Genomic DNA, 26,297 nt, shown 5'->3' on the forward strand with positions numbered 1-26,297 from the left:
GACCTTCCAACCAAATCGGTGATTATGCTTCAATGGGCATAAAATCAAAACGGGTCACATCAAACAATCCCATATCGGTCAGTTTGATTTCCGGGATGACAGCAAGGGACATAAAACACAGGGTCATCACCGGCTCAACATCACCGTTTACTGACAAGACCTCGTGGGCTTTTTCATGAATGGCGGTGAGGCGTTCATCCACCCACTCTCCACTTTGATCGCTCATAAGGCCTGCAATGGGCATGGGCATGCATTCGACAACCTCACCGTTATTTGCCAGGAGAATACCGCCCCCCTGGGCAATCAGGGACTCCACGGCAAAGGCCATGTCCTCATCGTTAACCCCGACAACAATGATGTTGTGGGAGTCGTGGGCCACGGAAAGGGCAATCGCCCCCTGCTTGATGCCATAGCCCTGAAGAAGAGCCACGGCCACATTGCCGGTGTTCTGGTGGCGCTCTACCACAGCCACCTTCACCACATCCTGATTTTCGTTGTAGAGGAATTCATTTTTGCTGTTGCGGGTAACCTCGACAATGCCTTTTTCTGTCACCACGCCGCCGGGCAGAATGTTGATCACATGTGCCTTCTCGGAGTTGATCACGAGGGTTAACTTCTCTTTGGAGAAGTCCTTTACTTTGAAGCGACCCTTGGTTGCAGAAATATCATGGCGCTGTACCTCCGGCAGATACCTGCCGCTGTCCCCTGCCAGCACGCCATCGATCCATACCTTTTGTACGGTAAAATCCGACAGACTATCAAAGAGAACGATGTCGGCTTTCAAACCCGGAGCAATGGCACCACGGTCGGTGAGCCCATAACATTCCGCAGCATTCAGGGTGGCCATCTGGATGGCCATGATCGGGTCGATGGCTTCTTCTGCACAGATGCGCAGGTGGTTATCGATGTGACCGATGCTGAGAAGGGTCTTGGGCTGGCAGTCATCCGCGCAGAACAGGCAACGCCGGCTGTTGGCAGGGGTTACCCCCTTCAAAAGATCTTTGAGGTTATGGCAGGCGGAGCCCTGACGCAGGAGCACGTACATGCCGCAAGAGATACGGTGCTGCATCTCATCCACGGTGGAGCATTCATGGTCGGTGCGGATGCGGGCGGCAGCATAGGCGTTCAGGGCATTGCCGGAAACGCCGGGGCTGTGTCCGTCAATGGGTTTGCCTGCGTTTCTTGCCACCAGCAGTTTATCAAGGGAATCATCCAGCCCATTGATGACGCCGGGAAAATTCATGAACTCGCCAAGGCCCATGACCTCATCGCGCTTCATGGGATCTTCCATGGATTTCGCATCAAGGGTGCAACCGGAATGCTCAAAAGGCGTTGCCGGCACGCAGGATGGCATCATCATCTGCACATCAAGGGCGGTGAGTTTTGATGCCGCGATCATGTAATCCAGCCCTTTAAGGCCGCATACATTGGCGATCTCGTGGGGGTCGGCAACAAGGGTGGTCGTCCCGTGGGGGACCACCAGACGGCCAAGCTCCTCCGGGCTGACATAGGAGGATTCGATATGAATATGGCTGTCGATGAAACCGGGGGCCGCATACTGGCCCATGGCGTCCACCTCGTTGGCCGCGGAGTAATCCCCAACACCGGCAATCAGACCGTCCACCACGGCGATATCACCCTCGGTGATTTTGCCGTTATGCACATCCACCACCCTGGCATGCTTGATGACCAGATCGGCCTGGACACGGCCTGCCGCCACATCGATCAGTTTTTTCAGTGCTCTTTTTTTCAGCTCTGGCTTTTTCATGGTCTCCTCCCCTACTTCTCTGGATTCAAACCAAGAATCGGATCAAAGGTTTTAAGGGCGATACAGTCCACAGGCCCCACATCCGTGATGGCATAATCGGGAATCGCGGTGATGGGCAAAAAGAACATGTACATCAGTGGCTCAGGAAGATCACAGCCAAGGCCATGTGCCGCCTTGTTCAGCAGAGTTTCCTGATATGCAATCTCCTTGGCGTCCAGATCACTGGCAATGCCGCCCACAGGGAGGGCAAGGAACTCTATAATTTTGCCGTCTGCCACAATAACCTGGCCACCGCCATTTTCGATCAGGTGGTTGACGGCAATGGACATGTCCTTAGCATCGGCACCCATCACAACGATGTTGTTATCGTCCGGAGCTGCTGAAGAGGCCATGGCTCCTTTTTTCAGCTTCCAACCAGAGCAAAAGGCTAAGGATTTATTCCCATTGCGGCCAAACCGCTCAACCACAGAGACCATCAGGACATCCAGATCGATATCTGGCTGAACGATATTATTCTCCACCTTCAGGGTCACATCACGACGCTTGCGAACAAAGGGGCCCACCACATTCATGGAGAGGACCTCGGCGGTGCCTTTTTCCATCTCCACACGGTACTGAAAGTCTGCCTGGGTGGTTTTTTCGCATTTAAGTTCGCTCGAAAGCACAGCACTGCGCTTGGGCGCGTTCAGCTCATAGGTCAGCGCCCTGCCCTTTGCCACCAGCTTTCCGCCTGTGATGACCGCCTCGACGTTGAAGGTTTCCGGGCTGTCCACCAGAAGGATGTCCGCGATTTTACCCGGAGTAATGGAGCCCACGAGGTGGTCAATACGATAGGCCTCGGCGCTGTTGATGGACCCCATCTGAATGGCGGTCATGGGCTCAACCCCTGCCTTCATGGCAAGGCGAACCACATGGTCCATGTGACCTTTTTCGATGATATCTGTTGCGGTGACATCATCGGTACAGAAGCTCACCCTGCGGGCAAGTGCCGGGTTGACTTCGGTCACGGCGCGGATATTTTCTTCCAGAAAATGGGTCACAGAAGACTCCCGAACCAGCATATGCATGCCGTTTCGCATCTTCTCAACCACCTCTTCATGGTCATAGCTCTCATGGTCAAGACGAACACCGGCACAGAGATAGCCGTTCAGCTCTTTCCCGCGTGCCATGGGCGCACAGCCGAAAATCGGCAGCCTGTTGGCATGGGCTTCAGCCAGGGCACCCAAGGTATCATCGTCTTCTTCTATAACGGCTTCACGAACGGTTTCCCACACGCCGAAACACTCAGGCCACTGTTGAACCTCTTTGTGGGTTTCCGGGGTAAAGTTGTAGGATACGGTGGATGTGGGGAAGGTATACGGGGTCTTGTAAGGCGCTCCCCAGAACACTTTCAAGGGGCTCTTCTTGATTTCTGCAAAGACCTCCTGCAGACCTTCAATGCCCGATACAGAGATATACTCGTCAAGACCGGAAACAATACAGGTGGTGCCACAAGGGACAACCGCCTTTGCAAAACTTGTGATACTTAATTTACTGCATTCACTGTGCAGGTGCCCGTCGATGAGCCCTGGTACCAGGAATTTGCCGGTGGCATCGATGATCTCGGTTTCTTCGCCGATATAGTCTTTCACATCACCGATGGCGACAATGATGTCGTCATAGATGGCGACATCTGCCAGATAGATTTCGCTGGACATGACATTGACCAGGTGACCACCCTGTACAATCCTGTGCGCTGGAACAAGGCCTCTCCCGGCACGAATGCGTCGTTTCAGCCTATCTTTACCCTTTTGCATACATCCTCCTATAAATAGTTATGAGATAGGCCGTCCATTTCTGGCAACTCAGGTTTCCCGTCCTGCAACACACATCTCGACGAATTTATAAAAGATTACAGGCTCTTGCAATAGAACCCGCATTGTGGATGAGGGGTTATATTAAACTATATGAGAATAATTTCAATCTTTTTGAGCAATTAGAATTAAGGATATGCTTTTTTATGATTCCTTCAAAGGGTACATGCCTAAGGCAAACCCATGCAGTAGGAGATGCGGTGCTCTCTCGAGTCATGCTTTTGTTGCAGGTCTGCCAGGGAGGGGGGTGGAGAGGATTTATCTGTGAGACATGGCGTGCTGGCGCACCCTATATAAGCAGGATGACAATTCGTTGGTTTAGTCGAAATGCCGAAATATATGAAGCGGTCCTTTGCCATTCTTTCGGCCATCGGCGTTTTTACACCACCGCCTGAATACCCTTGGCCCCTGGAGCGCCGCACTCTGGTGCGGCATGAATAACGACAAGCTAAAAAGCCGCACCGGAGTGCGGCGCTCCGTTTCAGCCCCTCTTTTTCGGGCTTTTTTAAGGCAGCGGCCAAAACGATCAGGCTGCCACGTCCACAGCGCCTCTCCTGGTCTCTGGTCTTATCGTTTCACGCATCCCGACCCCATGAACAGCCATGAAAATCCGACCACGATTAGCCGCAGGGTTCATCATTAAAAAAGCCCCGAACAGGTCATTCTGTTCGGGGCTTTTTTAATAGTGATAAATGGAGGTAAACCACTACATCTGCAGCTCTGGTGTCTTGAATATGAATGCACTCGACTCGTGAAATATCCGGGCTACGGGCCGACGCAAAAATAAAACATACAAAAAGCGATGCCACCGGCGGCAAGGGGAGCCACCTCGATAGCACTTTCCGCAGCGATTTAACCCTTGTTCCTCGGGTTAAAGCACATACGCATTTGGGACAACATAGATCTTAAATATATAATTAAGACCTGTTTGTTATACTTTTCAGATGCTTAGCCCCGGTAGGTCCGCCGGAGGCATAAGCTGAATAGTTACGATTTATTATTCAAATTTTGTTTTTAGGGAAACTCTTCATCAAGTCTACGCTTGCCATTTTAATTGCTTCTTCAAGCATAAATCCTTTCATTAGCATACCTCCCAAACCGCTATATCCCGTTTTGCCAATGCCTTTATCCCGCCACAGAATAGAGCCCTCCTTTTTGTCAATTAAATAACCTGAGATTTCAGCATTACCTGTGCATCCAAACGTCAGCTTGGACTTTGCATCCAATAAGGCCACAATAATGATCCACCGAGAGCCGGATGGACCCAAATTTTTAACCCATTCAGCATCAACTTCTTTTAAGTCTTCTTCAGTTATATTATCAACTATGGAAAGATCCGAAATTAACGTAAAAGTATATTTTTTGTATTTTAGTTTACCTTTTACAACGCGTTGAACCCATTTATCCAGTTTTGGTAATTCAGGTTCTTTGTTAAATCTCAGATCAACGATGGGAAGCACAAGAATATTTTCGACCATTTCCTGACCAAAGGTACTACTCAAGAAAATCGGTTGTTTTGCTCCCGCACATCCCATCAAAATCAATACCGGAAGAAAAATCAATAATTTGCGAAATGGTTTACCGAATAATTCATTCATTTCACCCTCCTTTAAATGTTTTTAAATTTTTAAAAAGTAAGTTTATTGCCTTTTTATAGTTGGCATTATCTATCTTTGGTATCTCTCGAAGTTGGACTTCATTCTTCCATAAGCTACGTCCGCTCACCGTCTCAACTAAAACGGCTTTCAACCTCGTGTAGCTCGATCCAGATGTAATCGCTCCGCCAAACGGTTCCCATGTTCCGCAGGGGCCCACTTTTACTCTAACTAAAAGAACCAAAATATTTGTATTATTAGAAAATCCACTAAATTCTTTAAGGTCATTAGCCAAATCAGTACTTAAGGAAGACTGGAATAAGTTTATCTGTTCATCGAGTATTCTATTATACGCCGTTTTGAACTTTGAATTTTCATCGGATAATGCATCGGCATTTAACACACCAAAGCCTTCTTTGCTCAGAATTTCCGCGGAATATTCCACTAACATAGTTCCAGCTTCTTTACCTTTATAAGTGGCTTGTGGTAACTCGGCTTCATTAGAGATCGATTCATACCTCAATCTCGCGGGCATAATGATAATATTTTTATGAGCAATAATTGAGTCTTCTTTCACGCTATTACAGGATATGTGTCTCGCGGTAGTCGCGCAAGAAGTAACAAAAAAGAGAACCATTAAGAGAGCAACAGCAGGAAACTGCTTAAGACTAATTCTTGTAAAAGAATTCATTACGTTTTTCAGTTTGTCTATCACGTTATTACCTCTTTTTGACAAGGTTTATTTCAGCGTAAAAGGAGCTATACCCGGTGAGTACCAAGAAGGCCGTGAACAGGGGTTGCCAAAAATGAGTTTTCGGCAGAAGAGGTCAGCCCTACGCATCTTAAAAAACCAATTTCTTGAGGTATATGCAATGATTTTAGGACAACTTTATCTTTACCGACGAAGACACAAAACCGTCTGCACACCTGAGAGACAGCTGGCTCCCCCAAACCGGATTTCTCCAATTTCTTTCAGTGTCGCTTCGGAGTATCGCTTCATGAGATACATTTTCATCTTACGGGCTAACTCTTTCGCTACCTCATCAACGGCACGTGGAATGGTCTCAAACGATGGGAGGCTCTCAAGGGCTCGAAAAGCCGGCAATTCACGATCACTGCGCCGTCCTTCAAAAATACCTTTAATAAAAGACTCCTATCCCCAAATGGCCTTCGCCGCCTTTTTCAGAGGACTCGGATCATGCAGCCGATTTTTGTCTGAGACAAACCTCTCATACTCTCTCCGGGCCTGTGAGATCCGTTTACCGAAACAGCCATAAATATAGCCTTTTTCCAGTGAATTTGAGGCCTGAAATCTTTCGATATACGGCCCCATATATGTCGACCAGACATGCCCTTCTGCAACCTCAACTATGGCGGCCCTTAAAGTGTATAAATGAATGTATCGTGACAACTCCAGCGCATGATCGTCCTTGAAAACCAGATACGCATTGTCGCGTCCTTGAAATCGGTGGACAAACCGTTTCCTTTTGACATTGAAATACATGGTGTAGGATCTGTTGATACGCTCATGATCCATCAGGAGGCTCAATGATAAAATGGTGGCGGTTGGTCAACAGGCAATAAGCATGAATGATCGCGCCATAGCATTCATCCGTCTCGTCAGGAGACTATCCCGAATATTTCATGAGAAAACGATCGACCCAAAGCAACGAGCAGTTATTTCAAAAATACAAAATGTAATTTACGGTTATCTGTTCGCTTTTCTCACCCTTCGGGCGAGCCGGGATAGAGGAATTTCTTCTGGTCGCGTTTGCACTTATGAATGTTCTTTCGCTCGTTTCCTCGGGATGTCACATGGTAAAACACCTCGGGAAACTTTATCCGTAAGGGTCGTGCCTTGGGGTTGTTTTCGGTGTGTGGCCGATGATGAGTGATTTAATATCACTATATGTAACATACCTTATTCTATGTAATTTTTGTGTCTTGTCAAGGGTGCATGTCACCCTTTATACATATCTTTGCCCCATAAAAGCATTGACGCTCTTCTCACGGCTGGCTTGCCAGTGGTCCCTATAGTCGATGCACACTTCAAGAGGCCTGTCATTCAATTCTTCAAAAGAGATAACCCTGATATTGGAGCCATTTAGTTGCGACGGGCACACCGCTCCTGAAAATCCCACTTTTTGCCCCGATAAATTTTTGGACCACAGTGCTGAGATTTTCATGAATCAAGGTAGAATCAGGGAACGAAAAGAATCAGAAATTAGGGGACAGGCGAAAAGCTTCTGATTTTGAATCTCATGTCATGAGGTTTTTTCTTGAGTGATTCCTGCCCCCAAAAAAACTTTACAACCACCGGTGGTTCGGTCTGAACTTAATATATAAGTGTGAATCTATGCCTGAATAGGCCGATGAAATAACAGCCATCACTGTTGCCATATCGCAGGATAAAACATGAATCGTATGATTCCCACGACAACGGAATGCGTGCTGATTTTGTTGTTCCCGGCATACACCAATCGCTTCCAAGTCTCTGCGTCCATCAGGTGACGCGTTGCGTTGCGTTGGGCTTAGGGCCTCGGCGAGCTCAATACAAAGCCTGACCGGGTTCAGGGCAAAGGCACGCAAAAATCATAAAATATTTATCCTTCTTAAAATCATGATATTTAGATATAATTTAAGTGCACGTTGGTCGTGGCCTGGCTATAAATAAAGGTTTTTTGTCTGTAACTATTCAGCTCCAAAAAAAGCCTCCGATGGCAAGAGCCACACCTTTAAAGCAGGTTGCGAATGCGTTTTTCCCCTTTGTAACGGCGTAGCTGAGTGAAGACGGATTGCTTGTCGCTCCATCGCCCATTGGCGTGGGGCGAATGGAGACGCATGACATGGGCGCAGGCGGATTTGTCACGCCGGAGGATTTTGCGCAGGATGAAATTTAATCAGGATTATTTCTTGATGCCTGTTTGTTAAACCCGCCTTTATAAATCAGGCAAAAGTTTAGCCCCCGGCAGGGCCGCCGGAGGCACAAGCTGTAATCGTTACTATTGTCTTTTCCTAAATCTATACAAAAAGTCACCTGAAAACTAAGAACTCGTCCAGTCTTTTTTCCAACGGTGGGGAAAAATTATAAAATGACCCGCAATAAGACACCTAAGATACACTTGATAAATATATTATTACTATTTTTTTTGTTCACAGCCATGCCTTCGGCCGCAGTGACTAAAAAGAAAATACTCATTTTATATTCATTACAGCCACGCATGCCCGCCTATGACGTTTTAGATCAAACTTTCCGGAATTTACAATTAAGTCAAGACATCCAGGTGGAATATTTTACAGAATATTTAGAACAATCCAGATTCAAAGATGAAGCCAGTATCAAACAGCAGGCCGATTTAGTAAACCATCGATACCGGATAAATAAGCCCGATATTGTCATTGCTGTCATGTCTCCCGCATTGGATTTTATTCAAAAATATTGCAAGACTACCTTTGATAAAACGCCCATTGTTTATGCATTGATTGATAAAAAAATAGATCCTGAAAATATGAAAATAAAAGTCACCGGTGTCAATCTCCATATTGATTTACTTAAGACGTTAACATCGGCCTTATTAATTCAACCCGAAACGCGGGATGTTTATGTCGTCGCGGGAACATCTCGCCTGGGACGTTCATGGGAGGCACAGGCAAAACAAAATTTTCAACAATTATCCGATCAACTAAATTTTCATTATTTGTCACACTTACCCATGGTGGATGTTTTAAAGAAAATCAAAAAGTTACCTCCCCATTCAATTGTTCTGTATTTGTTGACCATTAAAGATGCGACCGGCAAGTCCTTTGTCCCCAGAGACGCATTGAACGCCATTTCGCGATCTTCAAGTGTGCCTGTTTATGGGCTATGGGATACCTATGTAGGACATGGAATTATTGGAGGGTACTTGTGCAGCACTGATTTGCTTGCAAAAAGCGTTAATAACATGGTCATTCGTATTTTAAATGGCGAAAGCCTGGACACCGTTCAGCCATTATCATTGGGTCCCAGTATCTATATGTACGATTGGCAACAATTGAAGCGCTTTGGAATAGATATAAAGAGAATCCCTGATGAAAAAACTATTTTATTTAAGACCCAAACGGTTTGGGACCGGTACAAGATTTATATTGTGAGCTTTTTTCTGTTTGCCCTTGTCGAAGCCATATTCATTCTGGTCCTGACGATGAATATTAGAAAACGCAAGCGGGCGGAGGAAAATTTAATAAAGAGTCAGACTCACTTAAAAGCAGCATTGGAAAGCATGACCGACGCGGTGTTCATCAGTGATATCACAGGACAGCCCATCGAATTCAATGAGGCTTTTGCAACCTTCTATCGATTTGTAAATAAGGAGGAGTGCCTTAAAAAATTGCCTGAATACACGGATATTTTTGATATTTACCTGTTAGACGGGACCTTGGTGCCGATTGACAGGTGGGCGGTAAAAAGAGCGCTGCGAGGTGAATTAGTCATCAATGCGGAACGCACTCTTCGACGCAAAGATACAGGGGAAACATGGATCGGCAGTTATAATTTTGCGCCTATTCGAGACAAAGATGATTTGTGTGTGGGTTCGGTGGTGACCGTACGTGATGTCACTGAAATAAAAGACGCAGAAAGAAAAAAGATCCACCAACAAAAAATTTTAAACGCCATTATTGATAACATTCCGGCTTTAATAACTCTTTATGATCTAAAATCCAATTTGGTTTTAATAAACAAATCATTCGAATCGACCATTGGATGGACAAATAAAGAAATTCAGAAAATTGATATTTTCGAAGCCTGCTATCCAGATCCGGATGATCGTGCCACAGCCATAGAATATATGCAGAGGGCAACCAATGAATGGAAGGAATTTAAGGTAAAAACAAAATATGGCCATTCTATTGAATGTATGTGGTCAAATGTTCGTCTGGAAGATGGAACCCACATTAGTATTGGTATCGATATCACGGATCAAAAACGTTTAAAGGAAAAACTGCAGCAGGCGTATAAGCTGGAGTCAATCGGAACGCTTGCAGGCGGCATCGCCCATGATTTTAACAATGTTCTTGCCGCCATCATTGGCTTTACCGAATTATCGATTGAACAGGTAAAAAAGGGCAGCCCCCTTGAAGACAATTTACAAGAAATTTTTTTTGCTGGAAAGAGAGCCAAGGATTTGGTTAAACAAATCCTTACATTCGCTCGAAAATCAGATGAAGCAATCCATCCTATTCGGATTGATATCATCGCGAAAGAAGTCCTCAAATTTATACGTTCTTCGATCCCAGCCACAATTGAAATTAAATCGAACATTCAGAGTCATTCATTGATAAGGGGAAATCCAACTCAGATTTATCAAGTCTTTATGAACCTTTGCACAAATGCCGCTCATGGCATGGAGAACAAGGGGGGTGTCCTTGATGTAAGCCTTAAGGATGTGGTTCTTGATGAAGCGCCTCGGATGAAGGATAAAAAAAAGGCATCCGGGGACTATATAGAAATAAAAGTCTCTGATACAGGCAAAGGGATCCCCCCTGATATCGTCAATTTAATTTTTGAACCGTACTTCACGACCAAAGACCCTGGCGAAGGTACAGGCATGGGACTGGCTTTGGTCCACGGTATTGTGACCAGTTATAACGGCCTTATCGACGTTGACAGCATCCCTGGCGAAAAGACCGTATTTACGATCTATATTCCTGTCGTCAAAGATATAAAAGAAAACCCTTTGTTGGAGCCAAAAGAGAGGCTTCGAGGCAAGGAGAAAATTTTGTTCATAGACGATGAACTCTCGATTGTAAAAATGGGAGCACTGACCCTGGAGCGCTTGGGCTATTCCGTAACCACCTTTACCGACAGCCTGGAAGCATTGAATCATTTTCTCCTAAAACCCGACCTCTATGATCTCGTCATCTCTGACATGACCATGCCAAAGCTCACCGGCGATCAATTGGCAGCCGAAATTCTTAAAGAAAAGCCAGAGATGCCCGTCATCTTGTGCACAGGCTATAACAAAAATATTTCCCCCGAAAGAGCCTCTGAAATGGGTGTGAAGGCCATTATTTACAAACCAATTGTTCAAAATGAACTGGCGAAAGCCATTCGAAATGCCTTGGATTGAGACCCGTCGGATGCTCAGGAAGATAACTCGTTCATTCGGCATCGGGGTAGGTAGTTTTCGTTTGAAAACTACCTGGCGTTCTTCACGAAACGCCGAACCTTTGTCCCTTTTTGAACAGCGTCACCCTCCCCTGGGGCCTCCTGTGGGTGCCTGGTTATCGCGGTCCCCTCCCCCAACATTGACCGATCAGGACAAAAAGACAGGCAAAAACCTCTTTCCCCTGGGGTGTGTATCCTGGATAAAAGAGCCTGACAAACCTGGAATTTTCTGACCTGCATTTTAAATTTTCGTTCCATGATTATGTCGTTATTGGAGTCATCTATCATGATTTTTATGCCAGTCCTATTTTCATCACTGAATGTTGATAGGGACAATTTTTTCACTTTCGCAACAGCAATCAGCTCCAATAATCCTTTAAAGGCATCTGAAAATCGCTGGTAATCTGTAAAAACAGGTTTTATATCTTCTCCGTGGAAGACGTCTATCTGAAGCTCTTTGAAAATCGGGACGTAGGCAATTCGGGTTGCCAGGGCTGTTAAAAAATCATCCCCAAGGGCATCGAAAATCGATTCGTCATCGTAAAGGCAGGTTTTTATCTCCTTAATCAGCGTATTGGAGAAATGATTTAGATTGATTTCTTCAAGGTCTATTGCATCGTCCACGCCCCTTATCACCGTAAGAAAATCCTTCAGCAGGCAAGAGACGCGCCGAAGGTAGGATTTGCTGATAATGACATCAAATTTTTTCTGGTCAAACACCTTAATAATTTTCCGGATGGCATTGGCCGCTTCAAAGACAAGATGAAGATCGATCAGTTCGCCCTGATTTACTTGCTCAACCACGCTTTTAAAATCAATGATATAAAACTCAACCTGATCGGCATCAAACATGTTCAGGTATTTTTCTGCTTCTTCAGATTCTCCCAGTTTATCCAAATGATAAGAGAGAGCATAGAGGCGGCCTGCAAGAATCGTAAAGACATCACTGACTTCTTCGAGTAGATCAAGGGCGTATATTTTTGCATCGGTCAAACTGTCTCGGTTGAATTCCTTTAAACTGCCAAGCCCCTTTAAGTTATCAAGAATCCGCATCATCTTTTTTTTGGCGTTTTCTGCAGTCACAGGACCTCCGTGACCGGGAAAACAAAGTTGAATATCAGATGAATCCAGAAGCCAGATCAGATTACGGATGGAATCAATATAATTTTCCCTGTCCCACCCAACAATACCGGCCACCATGGGATTTACCGCTGAGAGCATATCGGAGATGAAAATGAGTGTACCGATTCGGTAGCAGACACTGTCCGGGCTGTGCCCCGGCGTATGATAGATTTCTAAAAAATCGCCTCCGCCCAGATCCATGCGTTGTCTTAGAAATTGCCTGCCTGTTTGATCGTGCAGATCATCAATTTGACCATCAAAATCAGAGGACAAAAGAGGCGCTTGGGCTTTTTGTTCTGTTTGAAACAACACTATATCCGGTGTAAAGGGTGACAATGAATATCCGTACAACTCAGCCATGGACATTTTTGTCTCCCCCTTGGCAAGAATCTGTGCACCGGCTTCATGTATTGCCACCTTTACATCCCTTGTCGCTTTAAGCTCGGTACACCTTCCGATCATCAGACAGTGATCCACATGGCAATGAGTAAGATAGATCATAAGGGGCAATGATTTTTTTTCAGATAGCGGAGTCACAATGCCGGTAAGGTAGTCCCACTGGGTGGTATAACCGCCGGGATCAATGATGATGAACTGGTTTGCAGATTCAATGGCAAAAGAATTTGAAGACATGATATCCGGTGTGACCATATGCGGGAAAATTCTTGCCTGTTTTGTCCCTGAAACGTCCTGCCATTTATTATTTTCAACTAAAATTTTTTCATTAAGCAAAGCGAACCCCACAAATTATTTTTTATGACTGCGTTGTATCTCTTGGTCTGGAAGAGAGACACGGTTCTATGAAACATGTCGTTATTTAAAGCTAAATCATGATGTGATGAAAAAATAAAAAGAACGATTTCAACGCCAAGACAAACCCTTGTGATGGAGCCCTTGCCCTGGGTTATAGCAGATATAGGGTTAGGCAATATACGCTCTTTCTCCATGTTGTCTATATTCTTTCACCCACAACCAACAAACGCCCTCCGGAATGAAGCCGGAGGGCGTTTGGCGTTCTTGGCGCATGGTGCCTGTCCCCCTTTCCCCCTTCCCTGCCCGTCTCCTGGTCTCTGGCCTTATCGTTTCACGCATCCCGACACCATGGACTTCCATGAAACCCGGTAACGATTAGTCGCAGGGTCACTATTAAAAAAGCCCCGAACAGGTCATTCTGTTCGGGGCTTTTTTAATGATGAGAAATGAGGGGACGAGACCCTGCTAGTGGGAAAGAAGTATGGGGAAATCCTGCCCCCGCCCGTAAATGCTGGGGTATTGCGCATTGCCGCGATGGGTTTCGGTGAGTCCCGGCACTTTATCTTCTATAAACGCCGACAACTCACGCACGGTTGTCTTGCCGTCTTTTGGGCTGCCGTCCGCTTCACCCTGCAGGCCTTTTAAGAGAGCATAGGTGAAGACACCATGTTTTAAACTGGCAAATTCCGTTGCGAACTGCTCGGACTGTGTGGCTGCCAGAAGGTAAATCCCGCTCGACCGACTAAGCTGCTTCAGGGCTTTTTCCTCAACGGCACCACGCATGGCAAAGGTCTGCTCAAAACCACCCGCCTGGCATGCATCCATGATCAGCATCTGCTTTCTGGCTTTGATCTTTTTCGAATATCCGGTAAGTTGCTCAGCCGATATTCCGTTTGCCCAGATATGTTGTTCCCGGTACAGGGAGGTCACTTCATGGGGCGCAATATAAAAATGTGGTGTTCCTTTTTCATTCTCCACCATGACACCATGGCCTGCATAATAGAGCACGAACACATCTTTCGGTTTTGCAGACGTAACGACGTTATCAAGTGCCCGGCTTATATTGTTTTTTGTTGCCTTCTTGTCGAACAGTTCAGTGACATGCAGGGTTTTAAAAAGTTTTTTGGATCTCATTCGAAAAACTGCACTGATAGCTTCAGCATCTGCCCTGCCGTAATTCAAGTTGTATTTTGTATTTTTATATTTGTTAATGCCCACGATGACAAAATAGGCATCCGGCTTTTCAAACTCGGGATTTTTATATAAAACAGACGCGTTAAACGGCCTTGATTCAATGCCGGTTTTGCTTTTTGCAACCGCCATAAAGGTGTTTTCACCATCAAGCAGTGTTACCGGAAAGGCAACGGTCTGCGACCTGCTGTCAGTACGGCTGACTTTTTTGAGCCCACGCTGTTTTCCCTCAACAGGTTTTCCGTTATGAAACAGGGTAATCTCCTGGATCCCCCCACCGTTATTTTTAACGTTTAAAACAACCTCCAGGGTGGCCTTCGTGCTGGTGGCAATATCTTTCCCTCCGTATGTCAGTGCTTCGGGAGAAAGAATGGTAACTGTCGGCGGAGGCGACTCCATCATGATGTCGATTGTTTTTCCGGCGACCATTTTTGGGGCGCCGCCTGTTTTCAATACCTGGTCCATTAAGCCCGGAATATAAAAAAGATCAAAAAGCTGATCCAGCTCCAGCACGTTCAGCCCTTTGACAACGTGAACCCCCTCAAAGCCAGGCGATTTATCATAATGACCGGAAGGTGTCACAACCAGCCATTCTCTGTTGCCTTTCGCGTTCTTCTTTTCGCTTTCCATTTTGGAACAGATCAGCTTCCCTGTCTCCACATTCCAGTAGCGGGTCATCCCGTCAGCACCGGTAGAGATGGCTCGTCTGCCGTTTTCAGTAAATTTTAAGGTGTAAACTCGCCCGTTGTGCCCGTCAAAGGCCTTGACAAGCTTATTGGTATAGACATTCCATAGCCCAATACCCCCAAGGCCCGAATTGACATTACCACTGATAACAAATTTACCGTCCGGAGAAAAATCGAAAATAGTGCCATTGCAATGAATGAAATCCGATACCGTTCGATTGTTAATATCTATTCGTTTCATGCCACCATGTGAAGATACAAAAAGATAGTCGCCATTTTTGGAAAATTCCATTTGGGTCACTAAAGGTATCTTTACGGATAAAATAATTTTACCCCCTCTGGAGACATTCACATGGTGTTTGGAATAATGCCCATCTACAAAACCTTCTGCAATTAAAAGCTGATCTGAGCCATGAAAAAATCCACAGTCCCTTCTGCTTGCACCTTTTCTGATGGCATCTTCAGTGATTCCACCAGAGGTGCCAGCCGAGCTGTTTTTAAATTTTAAGGCTAATTTTTTATTATCAATAGTCCATGTGGTTATCTCGCCACTATCTATAACGGTATACTGTTTTCCGTCGGGGGAAAGATCGAATTCACGACCCCCTGTTTTACCGACGATAGACTCTGACATCCCGTTTGCCAAATTTATTTTATCAAAATAACTACCACATAGAAAAAGAGAATGACCGTCAGGTGAAAACTTAACTTGAGAAACATTGCGACCCATTTTTTGGGAAAGGACCTTTGCCCCTGTTTTAAGATTCCAAACACTGATGTTGCCACCTCGAAATCCCCCGGCAGCAAACTGACTGTCCGGGGAAAAAGCGACACTTTCCGCATCGTCTGGACCACTCATCGTGCTTAAGAGCGAACCCGTCTGCGCATCCCAGAGTTGCATGTAGGTGCCAAAGATGTCACAGCCTGACAGAATAAGTTTCCCGTTTGGAGAGAATTTAACACTACCGATGGCATTTGTAATACCTTCCATGGAAAGGACCTCTTTGCCACTGGAAATATCCCAAACCTTTAAAGGGTAATAAGAGATATAATCTCCAACCGACGCGCACCCTCCGGCAACCACTCTTTTTCCGTCAGGAGAATAATCAACACACCTTGCCCAGAGATAGTCTTTTTTGTATTCAGGGGCAAATAAAGGGTCAAGAGAAAAGGATTTAAGAAGGGTCCCGGTGATAATGTCCCATATTTTTATCTGGCCATCGCCGCCTGCAGTCACTATGTATTTTCCGTCAGGTGAAAAAGAAACATCATTGATCTCTTTGTCCTTGCCACGTTTCACCTTATTTTCGAAATCTTGCAGAAGATTTCCACTTTCAGCATCCCATATTTTTATCAGGCCATCTTCTGAGCAGGTGACAATAAGCTCCCCGTCCGGCGAGTATTCTAAAGCGGTTGCACGCGTTCCAATACTGCCCGTATGAAGTTGCTGAATGACAAGCGTTGCTTTTATCTTTTTATGCAGGTCGACGGTCTGTTTCTTAAAGACGTCTGTTGATTTAATCTTTTCTGCCTGAAGGTAATAATCAGGCACGGGAACCGTTGGCAAGCCACAGCCCGTTAGTGTGAAAAATAACAGAGCCACAGCAATTACCCTAAAATACCTCATACATTTCCCCCTCCTTAAAAAACGGATGCAATCGATTTCATATCCAATCTGAATGACGTTCTTACCGGCCATAAGGTTGAAACTGTTTTCTGAATACGCCATTAGCCCGGATATTTCTCGAGATGAGTGCCTCACTGCCGGTATACGAAGACTATCTTGCCATGAATTCCAATAGGGATGAACGTATGGCGCCAAGGGATTCAGGCCACTATTTTTTGATGATATGAAAATCATCACCAAAGTGATGGCTTACAGCCTGCTGCCTGCCATGAGAAAACTGGTTCGTCTTTTTTTTCGCATAGTCGGCCAGTTCAACGATGCTTAAAAATCCGTCGCTGTTTATATCGGAATCCGAAAAATGGCGGTATCCTTCCAGCAACGCATGCGTAAACAACCCGTTGTCATGGTAGTTGTCAAGAGCGTCCTGATAGGTTGACGAGCCTGCAATGACGTGTATACCGGTGGAGTAGGCAAAGGTTTCGGTTTGAATGTTGTAGACATCAGCCATGGCAAGGTTCAGTCCACCGGCCCGGCACGTGTCTAAAATCAACAATTGATGTTGCGCCGGGTTTTTTGCATGCATCGCCATCAATTCATCATAAAGGATGGTATTGGCGTGGGTGGCTTCACCATCGTAATCGTGGGTATACAACCTGAATTGCTTGTTGTTGATCGCTTCAGCGTGCGTCGCAAAATAGATGACAAAATAGTCTTCCGGGTTCATCTGTTCGGCCAGGCGATTGAAGGCGTTTATAATCGTCTCTTTTTGAGCGTTGGCGTTGTTCAATACAAGGGTTTCGCCAATCCTGAAAGCGGCATGTTTCCGTAAAAGGGCTTCAACATCGTTTGAATCTTTGACCGCATTTTTAAGGGTCGCATTGGGTTCTTTAAATTGATCAATACCGATGGATAACACGAAGAGCCTCGGCCGGGATTTGTTTTTTCCGCCCTTTACAACACGATCTACAGGCGAGGATAACACGGTCCCTGCACCGTTAAAGCCCTGAACGACGATCTGGTTGTTACCGGACGCCAACGGCACGGTGACGCTGAGTGGGTTCGGGATTTTTATGCTGGAAGCGGGAGCCTTCCCGGTTTTTCCAGCCCCTTTTAATGTGAGACCTCGATGGGCGTTTGCCTGAGCCACAACCTTTGGTGAAGCCGTGTCTTTTGGTTCATTTAACCGAAAATGACCCTGATAGCTGTAAACAAATTTCCCGTTGTTTTTCACCCTGATATCGCCGATCCCTCCCCCGGAATTGTTGGCCCGAATTTTAAGCGTTGCCTGGTGGCGGTTTTTTGAACGTTTCACCGAAAAGTTTACCTCAGGCGGGGGAAGCAGCAGGGAGTCTTTCAGATTAACGAGGCGTACATCCTGTTCATAAGGGCCTTTATTTAAGACATTTTTAACGATATCAGGGCGAAAAAAAAGCTCGTACAATTGATTGTACGAGTACCACACCCGCTTTTCAGGTATGGAGAAGTGGATGAAATCCCCGGGATTTCCAATAAAATCAAAATACCCGTCCGGAGTCGAAAAGATAACACCGGAATTATTCCCTTGCTGATAATTAATGTATCCGCTCAAAAGGGGCTCGTGACTGTCACCAGAAAGGATATTGATTGATTGATCAAAACCGATTGTGATCCAATACCCATCCGAGGAGGTGACATGAGCAATGTGGTTTCCATTTGATTCATGGGTGGAAATTTCGTTCCCATTCTTCAGGGAAACAATTTTTAGGGATTTGTGGACCATGGCAAGCTCCTGCGTTTTTGTGTTCAACGCAAGATCTCTGATAAAGGGCATATCCACTTTGATGTCACGTGATGAGCCCTTCTCAAGGTCGACCAAATGAACACGCCCATATCGGGTTCCCGCCGCGAAAAGGCTCTCATCTTCAGAAAAAGCAAAACATGGGGGACGAAAATCCCAGCTTGTATCTTCTTTTTCATCCACAAGGGTCGCAACCCGTTTTTTGCTTTTCAGGTCGACGATGCTTAAGGTCGGATACGAATGAATTCCGGACGTATGAAACAGGGAAGATAAAAAATCTTCTTCTATGTATACGCCAAAAATGACCAGGTAACGGCCACTTCTGGATAAAGCCAGCCGGTAATCATCATCAAAAATACCTCCCTTTTCATTGTACCCCGGTAAGGGGAGCTTGAGCCCTGTCGGTCGCCCCAAATGCCCCGGTAAATAATGGCGAATCGTGCGGCGTTCATAGTCATATGCGCCCGTCTTTCCATCCAGAAGGCGACTGTCTTTCCCCACAAAAGACGGTGGCTTCTTTTTTGGGGTTTGATTGGGGGCATTAAAATCGGTGAGGGTTTCGATGGATCCATTTTCGGTTAAGACCGTGAGGATACCTTCCGAATATCTGAAGTCTTTTATGTTGTCCCGGGAACATGTTTTTACGGATCTTTTTTTGAGGTTCACATCCATGAAATGGATACTGGAATTTTTGCCTCGCTTGTATAAGACAAAACGCCCCTCTTTGACATGTGAAAAAACAACCCCGGTTTGATCGTAAACTGTAAATTGATCCTGGGGAAAAGCCGGCGGGGTATTAAACACCCGTTTGCCGGTTAAGGGGTTACTGGAAATCAACGCCCTGCTGTTTGTGATGATCGTTCCATTTGCGTAGAACAAGGCATTGATTGAATCATTATGCCTGTTGGGCAAGGTACGAAGGAGGCGCCCGGTTTTGAGCTCAAAGACACCTATTGTGTTGGTCACGTTTCCATTTTGAGGTGCCGCTGCTTTGCCCGTTTGAGCCGCAAACAAGGCATTGTTAATGAAGACGGGATCCGGCACGGTATGAACCATGCGGCAATCTTTTTTTTCAAAAGCCGTTTCCTTCATGACATATTCATCTTTTCGAACCTCTTTTAAACCGGGCATCTGATACAAATAGGAACGACCGGTTGTTTGATTCTCATCACCGGCGGTGACAACAATCAAACGCTCGGGCGTCAAGCTGACGATGCTTTCGATATCATTTGAAAAACTAGTGAGTCGTTTTCTCTTTTTTAATGCGGGGTCATACGCGTATAGGTGCGATCCATATCCGATAAGCAGGGTCCCGTCATTTAAAAATTCTACGGCATTGGGAACAAATGGCCTGGATGATGCGTATCGTTCCAAAGCCGGGCAAATATGAAGAATATCCAAGGTATTGACGTCACGTATCTCTACAAACGGGTAGTAGTCAGATTTGCTGCCAAGCCTTGACTCCGTAATCATCCCTCCCTTCCGGAAATAGGCCCCTTTAAAAAGCGCAACCTGTGTCCGGTCTCGGTTAAGGGTTGCTTTGAAGAAAGAGTATTTGTTTTTTTTGTCGTAGAGTATGTGTCCGGTACGGACATTAAAGACCAGGAGCCTGTCTGTTGCCGAGATCAGTAAGGTGTCTTTCTTGATCTCCAATAATGTCAGGATGGTATTTTTTATGGGGAGGTTGAGGGTCTGCAACAACCTGCCAGAGGCGGTGTCCCGGAGCAGTATCGTGCGGCCATCCCCAGAGACCATATAAAATATTTTTTTATCGATACTTAACTCGGAGGCGTTGCTGCCAAAATCAACGCCACTGTTGATTTGAAAAACCGGCAGGGCCATTTCCAGGCGGCCATTTTTTATTGATTTTTCTGATGTTTCAATGTGCACGGTTTGCAGGTTGGCACATGCGGATAAAACCAAACATAATCCCAAAAGAAACAATGCCCGATACCTGGTGGTCATAAGTGCTCCGCTATGTGTAAAAAGATGACTTTCATCTGTGCCTTACGACATCCCCTACTGCCATTACCATCGGTCTCCGCCGGGCGGTTGGATCAAAATCCGTACACCAGGGAGACAGACCCCATCCAGGAACTGTGTTGCAACCCGGCTTGGTCGGGGAAGCGGAAGGTTCCTTCAGCGATTGCCACGGAGATGTCCCCCGTGGTTCGGCTGTATTTGAGAATCCTCAGGTTGGAGGAAAGGGCAAGGTGGGTCGTGAGGGGATACGAGAGCCCGAGGGCGACCATCTGGTAGCGGATGTTGTCAAAGGTCTCTTGAGAGACCATACCGCGAAGAAGATGATGGTCTTCGTCTTTGGCCCATGCCCAGTTGCTTTTCGCGAAGCTGCCGGTCAGGGTCAGGTCGCGGACCTTGAGGTGGGCGCAAAATCCAAGGTAAGGTGCATACATCCATTGCTCGAATGCGATCCCCGGAATGTTTTCAAAGTTGCCGTGTTGATCGCGAAACCCTTCCGGGGACGAATAGATGAACGTCCCGCCGTGATCCTCCCAGCCCCAATGGTCGTATCGAAAACCCACCAGTCCGGACATCCCCCAGGTCTCTTGTTTAAAAAAAGGGATGCGGAGCTGCACGTCGGCCATCTCTCCGTCGGTCAGGACGGTGGGGCTGACCGAATAATCTGACCAATCTGTGGGGTGTTGTTCCGACAACCAATCGTAGTCATCACCGAGGGAGGAAGCTCGCCCGACGCGAGACCATGCGGAGAGGGACAGCGTGGCTTCATAAGGCAAGGGAATCGAGGCGGACAGGCCGACCACGGGAACATTTTCAAGGCGCCAAATCAACTCGCTGACTTTTTCCCCGACATCACCATAGACGATCTCATGGGACTCCCCGTTAACAATTCCCGCGTTGAGGCTCATGGAAAGGGAATGGTGTGACGAGGAGAACCATTCAACACGTTGGGTGGGGCTTACGGCTGCTGCAACCGCCTGGCATGGCAAGTTCAGCGTTCCTGCCAAGATCAGGAACAGGGCCACGCCGGTTATGCGCCTCGGCATCATGGGGGTGTTGGAAAAAAGAAAACCTACCGGCGAACATTCCCGCAGACATGACAAAAATGCATTATGACATTTCTTTATTTTTGACAGGTGTGGCTGGAATTGAGTTGGATTGCGATGGGTTGTCTCCATATCTCTGAGATCTCCTTACACATTATGGAGTATAGCATCAACGGCTGCCCTGCCCCTCACCTGCCCCTTTAACGTGGGGCGCGGCGGGCCTATGGAAAAAAGCCCTCATACTTGTTAGTCAATGGAGCTTCTCTATCTTTTTTATTACTTGATTGTCAAATGATGAATTTAGTGGATTGGCATTGTACCTGCTGAGGACAAGGGGTAGCGGGGACAGGCAAGATACGTTCTCAATGGTTTAGGAACGACCACATAATAAGTTGACCAAAAAACCTGCCTCCGGCGGGTCGCTTTTTGAAAAAAGCTCCCGTCTTCGCCTAAAGGCTACGCCGTGACAAGCCGCAAAAACTTTTGCGATGAAATACCTTTCTCTTCTGCCTCAAGGTGGGAAGGCATAGTGAAAGCAATTATAAATAATATGTCGAGGTTGTCTTTAGTGTCGGGTGCCCGCAATCTTTTTAAAACCTGTTTGTCAAACTTTTCAAAAGTTTGGCCCCCGGCAGGGCCGCCGGAGGCTATTTTGGCTACGTTATTCAATGTTCGTTCCTTAGCCCGAAGGGTTAGAAAATCGAGCCAAAAAATGTGGGTTACATTTTGTATTATTGAAATATCTGCACTTTTTATAATAACTTACTGTAATAAATACTTATTGCATTGGCATGATCGCTTTCTCATGAAATATCCGGGTTAGACCTCTTCTATTCCGACAGGCGCCCTTTGCCATGTATACCCTGAGGAATCATCCCCCATTTTGGGTGGTTTTCCCCCAAAATATCCCAAGGCCTTCAATGACCAGTGTTTTGAAAACAATCAAACACAGGGCTGAGGAAGTCTTCCCCAGCCCTGCTCCGGCTTCTTGACTCTCAGCGTTTTTCTTTTGTCTCCATAAAATACCTCATAAGAACGGACATATACCGCATTTGTGGCACGCTTTATCTGTTTATGGCACAAATGATGCTTTGAAAAATGCGCAAGATTCATCGATATGGGCCCAGGCAGTGACTCATTTGTACATCCTGCGACGGCTGGCTCCACATCAAATCCGGCGTAAATGAGCGCTGTAGCACATCTGCGCCAAGCCGATGATCACCTTACATTGGCACCATTCATTTTATAGGGCGGTTGCCCTTGCCTCACCTGAGATTCTAACGAAACCGGGCCTCCCCTACCCGGGTAATGACGACACCATTGCCAGTGACAACCGACACCACAGACACGATGCAATGCGATCCTTTTATGAACCCTGCGCAGCCATAAGGCGTGACGTAAGAAACAGAGCCACACCTGAAAAATCTATTCGTTCCGGTGTTTAAACGGCGACGCTCACCTGATACCGCTGGCCAGCGAAAACGCTGCAAAAGGCTGGAGAATAAACCTGCCCTACATGGAATTATGATGGAAGGAGATGTCATGAAAGTAAACAGCAGCAACTCGCCCACGATCCCGTCACGGGTCATGGAAACGCTCACCCAGAAAATCATCCACCTCATCTTTGTGGTTTCGCTCTATTTATCAGGGGGGGTGCTGTATCGCAGGTTAAAGAAAAAAAGCAAGCACCCCATGGTGCATCAGAAAAAACTTCTCAGGCAAATCCTCCGGAAAAATCGGAACACGCAATTTGGGATGGACCACAATTTTCGCCACATCCAATCCATTCAGGATTTCCGACAACAGGTTCCCGTCCAAACCTGGGACACCATAGCGCCCTATGTCAAACACCATACAAGCGGCGGAAGCAATGCCCTTGTGCCCGGGAAGCCCGTTTCCTATGCCGCCACAAGCGGTACAACGGGCAGCCCCAAATACATCCCCATCACCAGCGAGATCATGAAGAAGTCCCACATCAACACCGGCAGGATCTTTACCTACAAGACCCACAAAGACTACCCGGAGTTGAAAAATGGCAAGATTCTCGCCGTGGTTTCACCTGCTGAAGAGGGTGTCGTGGAAGACGGAACGCCTTACGGTTCCACATCAGGTCACCTGGTGAAAGGACTGCCCTCTGTGATTCGGCATAAATACCCGGTGCCCTATGAGATCTTCGCCATCAAAGATTACAGCTCGAAATATTATGCCATTCTCAGGTGCTCCCTGGACCAGGATATCACCATGATCAATTCAGCCAACGCGAGCACCCTTGTCCTCCTCGCAAAAAAAGCCGATGAATGGAAAGATCGTCTGATCCGCGATATTCGATCGGGAACCCTCTGCGAGACCCTTACCCTTGACGAAAAGACAAGAACCCTTGTTGAAAAACGACTCACCCCCCGGCCCAACCTGGCAGAGAGATTGGAACGGCTCATCAGGGAAGAGCCGGACAACCGCCTGCTGCCGAAGCACTACTGGCCGAGCCTGTTCCTGGCCGGATGCTGGACAGGGGGCAACTCCAGCATCTACCTTCAGGAGATGAAAGCCTGGTACGGTGAGATCACCATCCGAGACATCGGATACCTCGCCTCTGAAGTGCGGGGATCCATTCCCCTCTGGCGCGATTCCAATGCCGGAATCCTGACCTTCGATCAGAATTTTTTCGAGTTTGTCCCCCTCACCGATGATGGCAGCCAGCCTGACGTCCTCACCCTGGACCAGTTGAAACAGGGCGAACAATATGACATCCTCGTTACCACCTTGGCCGGTCTCTACCGATACCGCATCAACGACATCATCGAAGTGACGGGCTTCTACGAAAAGGTCCCCACCATACGCTTTGTTCAAAAAGGAAGCGGGGTCACCAGCATCACCGGCGAAAAACTCTACGAGCAGCAGCTTATCGACGCCGTGGAAAAAACCAAAGCGACCCTCGGCGTCAAAACCACCTTCTACATGGGCCTGGCCCATGTAGAAAAAAGCCGCTACGTACTCTATATCGAGTTTTCGCCCTCTCCCCCTGAAAACGCCAAAACCAAATTCACGGCCTTGCTTGATGAAAACCTCAAGGAGGTCAATATGGAATACCGAGTCAAACGGGACTCCATGCGGCTGCACCCCGTGGAGCTGCGGGAACTGGCGAGTGGGGCCTACGAAAAAATGAGACTCGAAAAAATCAGCCAGGGGTGCCGCGAAGCTCAGTTCAAACCCACCCTGCTCACCCAGGACATAACCATGATCGAAAGCTTTGAGGTCATTCGGGTGATCCAACCGGACTATCAGAAAGCGAGCTAAATTCCAGGAGGGACTATGAAACATTTCGTTCAGATCAACCTGCTTGTGTTGGGGCTTTGGCTGGCCGTGCTGCAGCCCGGTGACGCCCTGGGGGCGGACCATTCATGCCTGCATCAGGTCCGATCCTTTTCAAGCGACCATCAGTTGAACAACCCTTTTGATGAGGAGCGGATCAACGGGGAGCCCTTTGAGTTTACCCAGGAGTATCTGAAGATCCCCTTTATTCCAGACTCCGGATTCCGATTTCTTATCCGCTACACAAGGTGGAAGCCATCTGCGGAGAACGCAAACGGAAAGGTTATTATTTATAACCACGGTCTTCAAAGCCACCGGGGATGGTTCAATGGTACAGCAGAAGATTTTTATGATCAGGGGTACACGGTCTACGCCTTTGATCGCATAGGGTGCGGCGAATCCACCGTCATCCGGGGTTCCATGTTCGAACGCATGTTGTCCGATGATGAGGCCCTCACCTTGCCTGTTGCCCGGGGGGATCTGCGGGCTCTTTTTCTTCTGCAGGACTCGGTACAGAAACCAAGGGACAGGCACCAGGCACCGGTCCGTAAATCTCATATCATGAGGTGTTCTTCTCAGCTGATTCCAGCACAAAAAAAATGATAACCCCGGTGATTCTATCTAAAGTTAATGTGTAATTGTAAATCGATGCCCGAAGAGGCCAATGCAGGAACAGCCCTTCCAGATGCCATAGCGAAGGACATATGCCCTCACGTCAACAGGAATGGGTGCTGAATTCGTTCTTATCAATTGCAGACTTTTGCTATGCAGCGACAGAAAACCGTCAAGCCTCTCTCAATCGTTTCATGGAGTACATGCCGTCAAAGCCGTTGACCCGCTTTGGCACGCGTTCCCGGCTCCCATAAAGCCGATCCTTAAAGATTTCATAGGTTCCGATAACAAAAGACTTGGAGCCGATAATTCCCGAGTCGGTAAAATACCGGGTTCGGGACCTGAACTGCCGGATGCGATCCAGCTCAAAATTTTTCTCCTTTTCTGACTGAAACACCCGCGCCACAATCGCGGCCTTGCCCCGTTTTTTAACCGACCCCGCATGATAGAGAAATTCACGGTATTTTTGCAGTCGTTCAGCGCTCTCCACCCCGAACTCCACCAGCCCGAAGTCCAGGGAGAGAAAATCATCTCGGTTTCCCGTCTGCACATGGTGCCCGATGGAGCACCAGCGGTAGTCCTCCGGCCGCTTTACAATACCCGCCCTCACAGCGTTTAAATCTATATAGGCCAAGCAGTTAATAACTGTCTCACCTTTCTCTACTATCACGCTTTTAAACCGCTCGCCCCAGAGGGTCCCCCGGCGATTCTTTTTCCGGTTATAGATCCGTGAAAAGGTCTGCTTGATATCCTTTACATACCAGGACAAGCTTGAAAACCGTTCTCGGTAGTGCTCCAGTTGGCCTTCAGGGAACTCCGTGCCTTTTGTG

General features: G+C 47.0%; 12 protein-coding genes and 1 pseudogene. 3 read left to right on the plus strand and 10 right to left on the minus strand.

What is annotated here, in order from left to right:
• Window positions 1-22 precede the first annotated feature (22 nt).
• The 4 genes from ade to Q1Q75_RS16125 form a co-directional block, all read right to left on the minus strand.
• Window positions 23-1,768 carry an adenine deaminase gene (gene ade / locus Q1Q75_RS16110; protein WP_300672700.1) on the minus strand — a complete coding sequence of 582 codons (1,746 nt, stop codon included), beginning with the start codon at window positions 1,766-1,768 and terminating at the stop codon, window positions 23-25.
• An 11-nt stretch (window positions 1,769-1,779) separates the two neighbouring features.
• Window positions 1,780-3,564, minus strand: coding sequence for an adenine deaminase C-terminal domain-containing protein (locus Q1Q75_RS16115; RefSeq protein WP_300672702.1), 1,785 nt, complete (start codon window positions 3,562-3,564; stop codon window positions 1,780-1,782).
• A gap of 1,058 nt (window positions 3,565-4,622) precedes the next feature.
• Window positions 4,623-5,219, minus strand: a complete 597-nt coding sequence (locus Q1Q75_RS16120; RefSeq protein WP_300672704.1) for a hypothetical protein — start codon at window positions 5,217-5,219, stop codon at window positions 4,623-4,625.
• A 1-nt stretch (window position 5,220) separates the two neighbouring features.
• A complete protein-coding gene (locus Q1Q75_RS16125) occupies window positions 5,221-5,931 on the minus strand; it encodes a hypothetical protein (protein ID WP_300672706.1) in 711 nt (236 codons plus the stop codon).
• Between the two features lie 2,377 nt (window positions 5,932-8,308).
• Between Q1Q75_RS16125 and Q1Q75_RS16130 the strand changes: the two genes are divergently transcribed.
• Window positions 8,309-11,326 carry a PAS domain S-box protein gene (locus tag Q1Q75_RS16130; RefSeq protein ID WP_300672708.1) on the plus strand — a complete coding sequence of 1,006 codons (3,018 nt, stop codon included), beginning with the start codon at window positions 8,309-8,311 and terminating at the stop codon, window positions 11,324-11,326.
• Window positions 11,327-11,394: 68 nt separating this feature from the next.
• Here the strand turns inward: Q1Q75_RS16130 and Q1Q75_RS16135 are convergent, their stop codons facing one another.
• The 5 genes from Q1Q75_RS16135 to Q1Q75_RS16155 form a co-directional block, all read right to left on the minus strand.
• Complete coding sequence (locus tag Q1Q75_RS16135) at window positions 11,395-13,218, minus strand: MBL fold metallo-hydrolase (RefSeq protein ID WP_300672710.1); 1,824 nt, start codon at window positions 13,216-13,218, stop codon at window positions 11,395-11,397.
• Between the two features lie 486 nt (window positions 13,219-13,704).
• On the minus strand, window positions 13,705-16,743 hold the full coding sequence (locus Q1Q75_RS16140) for a caspase family protein (RefSeq protein WP_300672712.1): 3,039 nt from the start codon (window positions 16,741-16,743) through the stop codon (window positions 13,705-13,707).
• A gap of 208 nt (window positions 16,744-16,951) precedes the next feature.
• The gene (locus tag Q1Q75_RS16145) at window positions 16,952-20,443 is read right to left on the minus strand and encodes a caspase family protein (RefSeq protein ID WP_300672714.1); all 3,492 of its coding nucleotides are present in this window, start codon (window positions 20,441-20,443) and stop codon (window positions 16,952-16,954) included.
• A gap of 134 nt (window positions 20,444-20,577) precedes the next feature.
• Window positions 20,578-21,489, minus strand: coding sequence for an omptin family outer membrane protease (locus Q1Q75_RS16150; protein WP_300672716.1), 912 nt, complete (start codon window positions 21,487-21,489; stop codon window positions 20,578-20,580).
• A 513-nt stretch (window positions 21,490-22,002) separates the two neighbouring features.
• Window positions 22,003-22,215 carry a hypothetical protein gene (locus tag Q1Q75_RS16155; RefSeq protein ID WP_300672718.1) on the minus strand — a complete coding sequence of 71 codons (213 nt, stop codon included), beginning with the start codon at window positions 22,213-22,215 and terminating at the stop codon, window positions 22,003-22,005.
• An 873-nt stretch (window positions 22,216-23,088) separates the two neighbouring features.
• Between Q1Q75_RS16155 and Q1Q75_RS16160 the strand changes: the two genes are divergently transcribed.
• Window positions 23,089-24,840: a GH3 auxin-responsive promoter family protein gene (locus Q1Q75_RS16160; protein WP_300672720.1), complete on the plus strand. Its 1,752-nt coding sequence runs from the start codon at window positions 23,089-23,091 to the stop codon at window positions 24,838-24,840.
• 15 nt (window positions 24,841-24,855) lie between these two features.
• Complete coding sequence (locus tag Q1Q75_RS16165) at window positions 24,856-25,458, plus strand: alpha/beta hydrolase (RefSeq protein WP_300672722.1); 603 nt, start codon at window positions 24,856-24,858, stop codon at window positions 25,456-25,458.
• A 181-nt stretch (window positions 25,459-25,639) separates the two neighbouring features.
• Here the strand turns inward: Q1Q75_RS16165 and Q1Q75_RS16170 are convergent.
• Window positions 25,640-26,297: pseudogene (locus Q1Q75_RS16170) on the minus strand (hypothetical protein); the annotation flags it as partial.

The organism is Desulfoluna sp. (genome assembly GCF_030145185.1).
In the GTDB taxonomy this organism is placed as follows: Bacteria; Desulfobacterota; Desulfobacteria; order Desulfobacterales; family Desulfolunaceae; genus Desulfoluna.

Coding starts and splice junctions, on each gene's coding strand:
- ade (WP_300672700.1), bottom strand. CDS start 1,768: ATGAAAAAGCCAGAGCTGAAAAAAAGAGCACTGAAAAAACTGATCGAT.
- Q1Q75_RS16115 (WP_300672702.1), bottom strand. CDS start 3,564: ATGCAAAAGGGTAAAGATAGGCTGAAACGACGCATTCGTGCCGGGAGA.
- Q1Q75_RS16120 (WP_300672704.1), bottom strand. CDS start 5,219: ATGAATGAATTATTCGGTAAACCATTTCGCAAATTATTGATTTTTCTT.
- Q1Q75_RS16130 (WP_300672708.1), top strand. CDS start 8,309: ATGACCCGCAATAAGACACCTAAGATACACTTGATAAATATATTATTA.
- Q1Q75_RS16140 (WP_300672712.1), bottom strand. CDS start 16,743: ATGAGGTATTTTAGGGTAATTGCTGTGGCTCTGTTATTTTTCACACTA.
- Q1Q75_RS16160 (WP_300672720.1), top strand. CDS start 23,089: ATGAAAGTAAACAGCAGCAACTCGCCCACGATCCCGTCACGGGTCATG.
- Q1Q75_RS16165 (WP_300672722.1), top strand. CDS start 24,856: ATGAAACATTTCGTTCAGATCAACCTGCTTGTGTTGGGGCTTTGGCTG.